General features: G+C 70.7%; 3 protein-coding genes and 2 tRNA genes. All 5 read right to left on the minus strand.

All coding sequences use genetic code 11. The features are described from left to right. A partial coding sequence (locus VLF38_RS01365) for an FGGY family carbohydrate kinase (RefSeq protein WP_325269496.1) occupies positions 1–351 on the minus strand: 351 nt, incomplete at its 3' end. 85 nt (positions 352–436) lie between these two features. Further along, positions 437–509: transfer RNA gene (locus tag VLF38_RS01370), tRNA-Glu, on the minus strand. Positions 510–598: 89 nt separating this feature from the next. Beyond that, positions 599–670, minus strand: a tRNA-Gln gene (locus tag VLF38_RS01375). Positions 671–742: 72 nt separating this feature from the next. Then, the gene (locus VLF38_RS01380) at positions 743–1,750 is read right to left on the minus strand and encodes a CPBP family intramembrane glutamic endopeptidase (protein WP_325269497.1); all 1,008 of its coding nucleotides are present in this window, start codon (positions 1,748–1,750) and stop codon (positions 743–745) included. Positions 1,751–1,757: 7 nt separating this feature from the next. Next, positions 1,758–2,988, minus strand: a 1,231-nt coding sequence (gltX, locus tag VLF38_RS01385; RefSeq protein ID WP_325269498.1) for a glutamate--tRNA ligase, incomplete at its 5' end; no start/stop codon positions are given.

Below are 2,988 nucleotides of genomic sequence, written 5' to 3' on the forward strand. Positions count from 1 at the left end.
GCCACCCTCCTCGGGGCCCCCGAGCTCGTCGACCAGGTCCCGCGCTGCGCCGGCCGATCGGGTGTCGTTCCACAGCAACGCAGGGCGTACGACCTCCCCGTCCGCGTCCAGGCAGACCATGCCGTGCTGCTGGCCACCGACACTGACCGCGGCCACGTCGTCGAGCCCTCCGGCGTCGTCGACGGCGGCCTGGAGGGCGGCCCACCAGTGGTCGGGATGGACCTCGGTGCCGTCGGGGTGGGCGGCACGTCCCTGCCGCACGAGCGAGCCTGTGGTGGCGTCGCGGACGACGACCTTGCAGGACTGGGTGGAGGAGTCGATGCCGGCGACCAGCCGGGGAGCGCGAGTCATGGGCGCGGATGCTAGTGCACCGGCGTCGGTGCACCCGGAGAAATGGATCGAGGCCCGGTCTCCCGACCGGGCCTCGATCTGCTTGTACCCCCGACCGGATTCGAACCGGCGCTACCGCCTTGAGAGGGCGACGTGCTAGGCCGCTACACAACGGGGGCTTGCAGGTGCTGCTCCGAGGAGCAACGGAGCTGAACTCTAGCGGGGCCGGAGTGTCGCTCCAAATCCCGGCCCACAGGCCCGGATCTTGCTGGGGTACTAGGACTCGAACCTAGAACAACTGAACCAGAATCAGCCGTGTTGCCAATTACACCATACCCCATGGGGGTATCGGATCGTCTCCGACCACCCACGACGTCCGGCAGCGATGACCACTGCGGAACGACCCCGAACGTTACACGCGCGGTGGCGGCACGGCCAAAACGGGGTCCCCCGCGGGCGGCGGCAGCGGCGCTCCCCCGACCGGCGGTCCGACGTCGACCAGACCCATCGCGCGCGCCACCCAGCTCGCGAGGCCGAGGTAGACCAGCGACTGGGTCAGCGTCGACAGGATCGTCCACCAGCTGCCGCCGCCCTCGGCGTTGAGCGCCGTGGTGAGGTCCCCGAAGGCGAGCGCGAGGCCGAAGGCGAGGAAGTTGTTGAGCACGTGCATCGCGATCGGCGCCTCGAGCCCGCCCGTACGGATGACGAGGATGCCGGCGACGACGCCGAAGGCGAACCGGTCGAAGAACACCGGCCAGTCCTGGGAGAGCCCGTGGAACAGCGCGAAGACCAGCGCGGGCACCAGCACGGCGAGCGCCTGCGAGGCCCGCCGGCCCCACACCAGGGAGCCGAAGGCCTGGGTCAGGTAGCCGCGGAAGAGGTACTCCTCGCCGGCCGCCTGGAGCGGGGTGAGCAGCAGGATCACGATGATGAAGTCGCGGGTCTGGGTCGTGAAGTCGTTGACCTCGCCGACCGGGGCGTCGCCGGCCTGCAGCGGAAGCAGCAGGCCGACCCCCACGGACGCGAGGAGCGCCACCACGGACAGGCCCATGCAGGCGAGGAGGTAGCCCCAGCGCAACCGGGGGGCGACGGAGGAGAGCCACCGCGGCTTGAGGCGGTGGAGCCACCACGTGACCAAGAAGGTCAGCGGGATCGCGGCCGCGATGATGGCGTTGAGCAGGGCCAGCCCGGCCGGCGTCGCCTCGCCCGTGACGTCCAGGACGGCGCCCGCCTCCTCCATGCTGCTGCCCGCCAGCAGGAGGACGGCGAACGCGACGCCGCCCGCGACGAGCGGAACCACGCCGAAGACCAGGACCAGCAGGAGCAGCACGCCCACGATCGAGCGCCACTCGCCGGGGCGGCCGACGCGGTGCAGCTGGTGGTACTGCGGCTGGAACTCGGGCGGCAGCGGTCTGGCCATGGGCGGGTCAGGCCAGGGCCGACTGGAGCCGCGCGAGGCTGCGCTCGCGGCCCAGCAGCTCCATCGACTCGAACAGCGGAGGGCTCACGCGTCGCCCCGTGACGGCCACGCGCACGGGACCGAACGCCACCCGCGGCTTGAGCTCCATGCCCTCGATCAGCGCCACGCGCAGCGCCTCCTCGATCGCGGCGGTCGACCACTCACGCAGGCCGGAGAGGGCGTCGTACGACGCCTGGACCACGCCGCGGCCGGTCTCGTCGAGCACCTTGGCGACGTCGTCGGGGTCGCGCTCGAAGTCGGCCTCGTCGACGAACAGGAAGCCGAGCATCGGGGCGGCCTCGGTGAGCTTGTTGATCCGCTCGGCCACCAGCGGCATCGCCAGCTCGAGCATCCGCGCATCGGCGTCGTTGACCGGGTCGCTGACGACACCGGCCTCCTTGAGGAACGGCAGCACCCGGTGGGTGATCTCGTCGAGCGAGAGCAGCCGCATCTGCGAGGTGTTGATCGCCTCCGCCTTCTTGAGGTCGAAGCGAGCGGGGTTGGGGTTCACGTCCTTGATGTCGAACTTCTCGACCATCTCGGCCAGCGTGAAGACGTCGCGGTCCGCGGCGATCGACCAGCCGAGCAGGGCCAGGTAGTTGAGCAGCCCCTCGGGCAGGAAGCCCTGCTCGCGGTAGAGCTCCATGTGCGCCTCGGGGTCGCGCTTGGAGAGCTTCTTGTTGCCCTGGCCCATGACGTAGGGCAGGTGCCCGTACTGCGGCGTCTCCTCGGCCAGCCCGATCGCCTTGAAGGCCTCGAAGAGCGCGACCTGGCGCGGGGTGCTGGAGAGCAGGTCCTCGCCGCGCAGGACGTGGGTGATCCGCATCGTCGCGTCGTCGACCGGGGCCGTCAGCGTGTAGAGCGGGTCGCCGTTGGCGCGCGCCAGCGCGTAGTCGGGCACGTGCTCGGTCTGGAAGGTGATGTCCCCGCGCACGAGGTCGGTGAAGGTGATCTCGCCGTCGGGCATCCGGAAGCGGACGACAGGCGCTCGCCCGTCCTCGCGGAAGGCGGCGACCTGGTCGTCGGTCAGCTCGCGGCAGAACCCGTCGTACCCCATCACCTTGGAGCCGGCGGCCTTGCGCCGCGCGGTGACCTCGTCGGTGGTGCAGTAGCAGTCGTAGGTGTACGACGAGTCCCGCAGGCGGGCGAGCACGTCGGCGTAGATCTCCGAGCGCTCGGACTGGCGGTAGGGGCCGTAG

The sequence above is a fragment of the Nocardioides sp. genome, from assembly GCF_035481145.1.
In the GTDB taxonomy this organism is placed as follows: Bacteria; Actinomycetota; Actinomycetes; order Propionibacteriales; family Nocardioidaceae; genus Nocardioides.

Coding starts and splice junctions, on each gene's coding strand:
- VLF38_RS01380 (WP_325269497.1), bottom strand. CDS start 1,750: ATGGCCAGACCGCTGCCGCCCGAGTTCCAGCCGCAGTACCACCAGCTG.